The sequence below is a fragment of the Rhodovarius sp. genome (assembly GCF_040399605.1).
In the GTDB taxonomy this organism is placed as follows: domain Bacteria; phylum Pseudomonadota; class Alphaproteobacteria; order Acetobacterales; family Acetobacteraceae; genus Rhodovarius; species Rhodovarius crocodyli_A.
On record NZ_JBBARU010000011.1, the window covers coordinates 63,619 to 70,770 of the forward strand.

General features: G+C 64.8%; 6 protein-coding genes and 1 pseudogene. 6 read left to right on the forward strand and 1 reads right to left on the reverse strand.

The features are described 5' to 3' along the window. Positions 1–26: 26 nt before the first annotated feature. On the reverse strand, positions 27–2,243 hold the full coding sequence (gene katG, locus ABWP84_RS05690; RefSeq protein ID WP_353211037.1) for a catalase/peroxidase HPI: 2,217 nt from the start codon (positions 2,241–2,243) through the stop codon (positions 27–29). A 386-nt stretch (positions 2,244–2,629) separates the two neighbouring features. Between katG and ABWP84_RS05695 the strand changes: the two genes are divergently transcribed. The 6 genes and pseudogenes from ABWP84_RS05695 to ABWP84_RS05720 all read left to right on the forward strand — a co-directional run. Next, the gene (locus tag ABWP84_RS05695) at positions 2,630–2,968 is read left to right on the forward strand and encodes a DUF2946 family protein (RefSeq protein WP_353211038.1); all 339 of its coding nucleotides are present in this window, start codon (positions 2,630–2,632) and stop codon (positions 2,966–2,968) included. A gap of 55 nt (positions 2,969–3,023) precedes the next feature. Further along, on the forward strand, positions 3,024–5,078 hold the full coding sequence (locus ABWP84_RS05700) for a TonB-dependent receptor domain-containing protein (protein ID WP_353211039.1): 2,055 nt from the start codon (positions 3,024–3,026) through the stop codon (positions 5,076–5,078). After that, entirely contained in the window at positions 5,078–5,566 is a 489-nt protein-coding gene (locus ABWP84_RS05705) for a YcnI family protein (RefSeq protein WP_353211040.1), read from the forward strand. Before ABWP84_RS05700 ends, ABWP84_RS05705 begins: the two co-directional genes overlap by 1 nt. After that, on the forward strand, positions 5,566–5,871 hold the full coding sequence (locus tag ABWP84_RS05710; RefSeq protein ID WP_353211041.1) for a hypothetical protein: 306 nt from the start codon (positions 5,566–5,568) through the stop codon (positions 5,869–5,871). The genes ABWP84_RS05705 and ABWP84_RS05710 overlap by 1 nt, the downstream gene beginning before the upstream one ends. Then, positions 5,868–6,320, forward strand: a complete 453-nt coding sequence (locus ABWP84_RS05715; protein ID WP_353211042.1) for a copper chaperone PCu(A)C — start codon at positions 5,868–5,870, stop codon at positions 6,318–6,320. The genes ABWP84_RS05710 and ABWP84_RS05715 overlap by 4 nt, the downstream gene beginning before the upstream one ends. 312 nt (positions 6,321–6,632) lie before the next feature. Further along, positions 6,633–7,152 (forward strand): annotated as a pseudogene (locus ABWP84_RS05720) (hypothetical protein); the annotation flags it as partial.

Below are 7,152 nucleotides of genomic sequence, written 5' to 3' on the forward strand. Positions count from 1 at the left end.
AGGCTCTCGCCTTCCCCGAACGAGGCTCAGCCGGCCGTGAGGTCAAACCGGTCGAGATTCATCACCTTGGTCCAGGCGGCGACGAAATCGGCCACAAACTTGGCCTCGGCGCCGGCGCAGGCATAGACTTCGGCCAAGGCCCGCAATTGCGAGTTTGAACCGAAAACTAGATCCACCCGGGTGCCGGTCCAGCACAGCGCGCCCGACTGGGCATCGCGGCCTTCAAACAGCTCGGCCTTGTCCGAAACCGGCTTCCACGTCACGCCCATATCCAGCAGGTTGACGAAGAAATCATTGGTCAGCGCGCCAGGACGCTTGGTGAAAACACCATGCTGCGAATGGCCAGTATTGGCATCCAGCACGCGCATACCACCGACCAGCACCGTCATTTCGGGTGCGGTCAGCGTCATCAGCTGGGCGCGGTCCAACAGCAATTCCTCAGCCGGCAGGGCGTAATTCGAGCTGAGATGGTTGCGGAAGCCATCGGCGGTGGGCTCCAGCACGGCGAAGGAATGGACATCCGTCTGTTCCTGCGTCGCATCGGTGCGGCCGGGGGAGAAGGGCACGCTCACCGCATGGCCGGCAGCCTTGGCCGCCTGCTCAATCGCCGCACAACCACCCAGCACGATCAGATCGGCCATGGAGACCTGGCAGCCACCCGCATGGGCGGCATTGAAGGCCGATTGAATGGCCTCCAGCTTGGCCAGAACCCCGGCGAGCTGCTCGGGCTGGTTCGCCGCCCAATCCTTCTGCGGGGCAAGGCGAATGCGCCCGCCATTGGCGCCACCACGGCGATCAGAGCCACGGAAGGTCGCCGCCGAGGCCCAGGCGCTGCCCACCAATTCGGACACGCTCAACCCAGAGGCCAGGATCTGCCCCTTCAGCGCTGCGATCTCCGCCGCGCCGATCACCGGATGGGTGAGGGCGGGCACAGGGTCCTGCCACAGCAATTCCTCGGCCGGAACCAAAGCGCCGAGGCAGCGGGTGCGCGGGCCCATATCGCGGCTCATCAGCTTGTACCAGGCGCGGGCGAAGGCGTCGGCGAATTCGGCCGGGTTGTCGCGGAAGTGCTTGGAGATCGGCGCGTAGATCGGGTCGAGCTTCAACGCCATATCGGCCGTGGTCATGATCGGCGCATGGCGCTTGGTGGGGTCATGCGCATCGGGCACCGCATCGGCCATGGCACCATTGGCCGGAACCCATTGCCAGGCCCCAGCGGGGCTCTTGGTCAGCTCCCATTCATGGTCAAGCAGGTTTTCCAGATAGTTATTGTCCCACTTCACCGGGTTGGTGGTCCATGCACCTTCGATGCCGGAGGTGATGGTATCCACCCCCACACCGCTGCCCATGCTGTTCATCCAGCCCAGGCCCTGCAGCTCGATCGAGGCCGCCTCAGGCTCACGACCGACATGCGATTCGAGGCCCGCGCCATGGCATTTGCCAAAAGTGTGGCCGCCGGCCACGAGCGCCACGGTCTCCGCATCATTCATCGCCATACGGGCGAAGGTTTCGCGGATGTCACGGCCGGAGGCGATGGGGTCAGGCTTGCCGTTGGGGCCCTGCGGGTTGACGTAAATCAGGCCCATCTGCACGGCGCCCAAGGGGTCTTCCAATTGGCGGTCACCGGTGTAGCGGGTGTCACCCAGCCAGGTATCCTCGGTGCCCCAATAGATGTCCTCCTCGGGCTCCCAGACATCAACGCGCCCACCGGCAAAGCCGAAAGGCTTGAAACCCATGGATTCCATCGCGCAATCGCCGGCCAGCACCATCAGATCGGCCCAGGAAATGGCATTGCCGTATTTCTGCTTGATCGGCCAAAGCAGGCGGCGCGCCTTGTCCAGATTGGCATTGTCAGGCCAGGAATTCAGCGGCGCAAAGCGCTGCGTGCCGCTCGAGGCGCCACCGCGGCCATCGGCGATACGATAGGTGCCGGCACTGTGCCAGGACATGCGGACGAAGAGCGGGCCATAATGGCCGTAATCCGCCGGCCACCAGGGCTGGCTATCGGTCATCAGCGCGAAGAGATCCTGCTTCAGCGCCTGCAGGTCGAGGGTCTTGAAGGCCGCGGCATAGTCAAAGCCGGGATCCATCGGGTTCGACAGGGCGGAATGCTGATGCAGAATTTTCAGATTGAGCTGGTTGGGCCACCAATCCTTGTTCGAGCGCACGCCGAAGGTCGCATGCTTGGGCGCGCCATGCAGGACCGGGCATTTGCCTGCGCTCGGGCCATTATTTCCGTCCATGTGTCTCTCCGTGTCTGGTAGAAAAATTTGCATATGGAGCCCTTGCGGGCCTTGACCAGTGATGGGGGCATGGACCGCCAGAATGCCATGGCACCATATCAGCCTGACCGGTGGTCGAGGCTCATGGTGCTGGTGGTCCCCTCGGCAGAGCCTGCTCCCTCGGGCGGGAGAGTTAAAGCCTGGATAGGCGAACCGCAAGGGCAAGATTAAAGTCCCGAAAGCTGCCTTTTGGCTGTCAGCCGGGTCGCCGTTTTTGCCCGGCGCAGTCCGGAGGCGGAGCATTGGGGGCCTCTGCGGTGACAGGCCTTGGCCATCGGCTTGAACTTGCGCGCGGCCGCCGTTACACTGGCCGAGTGAGACGGATCCCCGCCCCTATAGCGCGAATTTTGGCTTTGGTCCTGCTGTTCCAGGCCGCGCTGGCGCCGGCTTTGTGCCTTGGCCGGGCGCAGGGGCATGTCATCACCATGGAGATCTGCGGGCCCGAGGGCATGCGCAGCATGCCGCTCGCCCTGGACGATCAAGCCCCCGCCCAACCCGGCGAGGCGCATGGGTTTTGCGCCGTCTGCGCCGCCATGCCCCAGGGTGCGCAGGCGCTGACCCCTGCCCTGCCCGCGCCTTCCTGGCTGGCCATTGTCATCACTTGGCCCGGCTCCAACCCCGCCGCGCTGCCACCCCAGGCACGCGCACCACCCCAGCAACCCCGCGCCCCACCCGCCCTGGCCTGAACCCCTCGCCGCGCGCTTCGGCGCGCATGTGTTCACTCCTTGTCGGATCATCACCATGTCGAATCTTTGTCGCGCGCTTCTCGCCGCGCCATGCCTGCTGGCCATCCCCGCCTTCGCGCAGGAGAGCATACCCTCAACGCCCCCCGTCACCGTCATTGGCGAGCGTGAGCGGCTGACCACCGAAAGCAACGAGGCCGCCAGGACGCGGCTGTGGTCCTCCCCTGGCGCCAATAGTGTGGTGGAGGCGCGCGACTTCCAGGAGCGCGCCGGCGCCACCTCGGTGCGCGATGTGCTGGAATATACCCCCGGCGTCTTTGCCGCCCCCAAATGGGGCGAGGATGCCAGGCTCTCCATCCGCGGCTCGGGGCTTGCGCGGAATTTCCACCTGCGCGGCGTCGCGGTCTATCAGGATGGCATTCCACTCACACAGGCCGATGGCAGCGGCGACCTGCAGGAGATCGACCCGCTGGCCTATCAGCGCGTGGAAGTGCTGCGCGGCGGCAATGCCTTCTCGCTGGGCTCGACCACACTCGGTGGCGCCATCAACTTCGTCACCAATTCGGGGGTGAGCGCGCCCGGCGGCACGGCGCGGCTGGAGGCCGGCAGCGATGGCTTCTTCCGCGGTCAGGCTGCCTATGGCGTGGCTGTCGGCCCCTATGAGGCCTATGTCAGCAACAGCTGGACGCAGCAGAATGGCTACCGCCACAATTCCGCCGGCCAGGCGAATCGCTTCAACGCCAATGCCGCCTATCGCTGGAACGACCAGGTCGAGACCCGGATCATCATCAGCGCCAACACCATCTGGCAGCAAATTCCCGGCGCGGTGACGCGGGTTTCCGCGCTGAACGCGCCGCGCACCCCGGCCTTCGCGAACGAAAACAACAACTACCAGCGCAATATCAACACCACCCGCCTGGGCACCATCACCGCCATCCAGGCCACGCCGGAACTGCGCTTCGAGTTGGGCGGCAGCTATGTCGAGCGCCGGCTCTACCACCCGATCTTCCAAATCGTCCGCAACCAAACGGGTGACGTCAATCTTTTCGCCCGCGGCAGCTATGACGGCCAATTCTTCGGCCTGCGCAACCGCACCAGCTTTGGCGTGACCTTCGCCGAGGGCAGCACCGATAATAAGCGTTTCATCAACAATTACGGCATCCAGGCCAACCGGACCTCCCAATCGGAGGACCTCGCCCGCACCACCACGCTCTATGCCGAAAACGCACTCTATATATTGCCCCAAATCGCGCTGGTGGCAGGCTTCCAGGGCGGCTTCGCCTATCGCTCCAGCCGCAACATCCTCAACCCCGCGCTGTCGGGTGCTGGCAATTGGGAATGGGCCAATCCGCGCCTGGGCGTGCTGTATGAGGTGACGCCGACGATCCAGGCCTATGCCAACCTCACCTGGTCCACCGAGCCGCCAACGCTGTCGGACCTCATTGCCCTCGTGCCGCTCGGCGGCTTCTCCCGCCTCAATGCCCAACGCGCCTATACCACCGAGATCGGCACCCGCGGCCAGCATGGCCGGGTGGCCTGGGAGGTTGCGGCCTACCGCGCCTGGCTGCGCGACGAAATCCAATTGCTGCAAGGCCCCACACCCGGCAGCAGCCTGGCGCAGAACCTGCAAGGCCGCACCATCCACCAAGGTGTGGAAGTGGCGCTGAACTATAGCATCGCCGACAACCTGATCAGCGATGGTGACCGCCTGAGCACCCGCGCCGCCTGGACCTTCTCGGATTTCCGCTTCTCCGACAATGCCACTTACCACGACAACCAATTGCCCGGCGCACCGAGGCATGTGCTGCGCCAGGAGCTGCGCTACCGCCATGCCTCCTCCGCCTGGATCGCGCCGAATATCGAGGTGGTGCCGCAGGGTTTTTACGCCGACAACGCCAATACTCTGCGCAGCAACCCCTATACCCTGTTTGGCATTCGCGGTGGGGTGGAGCTGATCCCCGGCCGGGTCACGGCGTTCTTTGACGCCCGCAACCTCGGCAATACACGCTATATCTCTTCCGCCTCGGTGCTGCCCCGCGCCGTGGCCAATTCGGCGGTGTTTGAGGCGGGCTTCGGCCGCAGCGTCTTCGCCGGCCTGCAGGTGAGGTTCTGATGAAAAGACTTTTCGCCCTGGCGCTGCTGGCCGCACCGGCCAGCGCCCATGTGGTCATCACCCCGGCCGAGGCGCCGGCGGGCTCCTATACCCGCATCGCCTTCATGGTCGGCCATGGCTGCGCCGGTGCCGCGACCACCGGCATCGAAGTCACCCTGCCCGAGGGGCTTTCGGCTGCCCGGCCGCAGCCGAAAACCGGCTGGAACATCACGGTGGAGACGCGCCCGCTGGAACGTCCCGCCCCCACCGCCCATGGCCTGGTGCGTGAGGCCCCGGCGACCATTTCCTGGACCGGCGGCCCGCTGCCGGACCAGCATTACGAGGAATTCGTCATGCTCATCGCCACCCCTAACCGGCCCGGCAACACACTGATCTTCCCCATCATCCAGCGTTGCGAGGGCGGTGCCCAGCATGCCTGGGTGGAGGTACCAGCCGAGGGCATGCGGGCCAGAAGCCCCGCCGCCACGCTGCGACTGGTGGCACGCTGATGCGCGCGTTGCTTCTGGCCCTGGCCATGCTGCCGCTCGGCGCCAGCGCCTGCGACCCCGATGAGATGGATCGCGCCATGAGCGAGATCTGCACCGCCGCCACCGCCGCCGCGGCCGAGGTGGTGCAGGCCGCAACCCCCCTGGCCCAGGGCGAGGAGGCGGCGGCGATGGCCGCCCGGCTCGCCCATGCAAGGCATATTTGTATCAATGGAGACCCCAGCCTGGCGGCAGCAGAATCGGTGCATCTCGCCCGCTTCGCCGCCCGAATTGAGGCCCGGCTGACCAGCAAGGATAGCACGCGATGAACCGACGCCTTCTCCTCGCCACCGCCCTTCTGCCCATGGCGGCCCAGGCGCATGGCAGCGCCACCCAACATGGCAGCCTGACGCTGGAAGCCCCCTTGACCCGCGCTGCCGGCCAGGGCGGCCAGGGGGCTGGATTTGTGACGATCCGCAATACCGGTGGGGCTGACCGCCTGCTCTCGGCCAGCACCCCGGCCGCAGGGCGCACCGAATTGCACACCATGCTGCGCGATGGCGATATCATGCGCATGCGCCAGGTTCAGGCCATCGCCGTGCCGGCCAATGGCGCGGTGAGCCTCGCCCCTGGCGGGCTGCATATCATGCTGCTGGGCCTGACACGGCCGCTGGTGGTGGGCGAGAGCGTGCCGCTGACGCTGGTCTTCGAACAGGCCGGCGCGGTGACATTGCAACTCGCGGTGCAAGCGGCCGGTGCGCGGATGCCGATGCATTGAGGCGGTGATGCGCTGTGGTGGCCTCTTCCTGCCCGCGCGCGGTGGGGGGGGGCGCGCCTGTCGCGCACGCCGGCCGCCCAAGATCTGAAATTTCTGGCTTTTCTGGTAAATCTGCGATGTTGGTTGCGAAATTTGGCTTTTTCTCATTAGGCAAAATTTGCCCCATGGGATGTCAGAAATTCCCCCAAATCACATTCCCAGAAAAAAACATCTCTAGAATTACATTCAATCTTGCGGCATTCCGCGCCAGGCGATAAACAAATCGCTAACGGGTGCCGCCTTGGCGCTCGCAGATTGGCGAGGAGTTAAGACATGTCGGTGACACTGAGCGGGGGTTCCAGCGATCCTATTGTGATCCCATTCGACTGGGGTGGCACCAAAGACACCGCCCAGGCCTTTGCCGCGAGCACCAAGACCCCCACGCAATATCGCGGCCCGGGCGAACAAACCCCGGCACCTGCGACGCCCGATACCCCCTTGCTCGTCTCCGGCACGCCAACCGAGGCGATTTCGACCGCAAATTATTACAAGGTCCTCATCAACGCCTCCTCCGCGGTATCCGTCGTGGGTGGCAGTGGGAATGACGTGGTGGTCGCTGGCAATGCCGGTATCGTGTACAACACCGGCGGTGATTATGACTCCGGCGGCGGCAACGACACTGTTCTCGCCGGTGGCGGCGATAATCTCATCGGCGCCAATGCTTCAAGTCAACAAACCAACTCATTTTTTGGCACAGGCGCCGGAAATGACACGATCATATCGTCAACCGGTAATAACACGACGGATTCAACATTCGTAGCGAACACCACCGATGCCCTGAGAGGTTTACGGT

Coding starts and splice junctions, on each gene's coding strand:
- ABWP84_RS05700 (WP_353211039.1), top strand. CDS start 3,024: ATGTCGAATCTTTGTCGCGCGCTTCTCGCCGCGCCATGCCTGCTGGCC.
- ABWP84_RS05710 (WP_353211041.1), top strand. CDS start 5,566: ATGCGCGCGTTGCTTCTGGCCCTGGCCATGCTGCCGCTCGGCGCCAGC.
- ABWP84_RS05715 (WP_353211042.1), top strand. CDS start 5,868: ATGAACCGACGCCTTCTCCTCGCCACCGCCCTTCTGCCCATGGCGGCC.
- katG (WP_353211037.1), bottom strand. CDS start 2,243: ATGGACGGAAATAATGGCCCGAGCGCAGGCAAATGCCCGGTCCTGCAT.
- ABWP84_RS05705 (WP_353211040.1), top strand. CDS start 5,078: ATGAAAAGACTTTTCGCCCTGGCGCTGCTGGCCGCACCGGCCAGCGCC.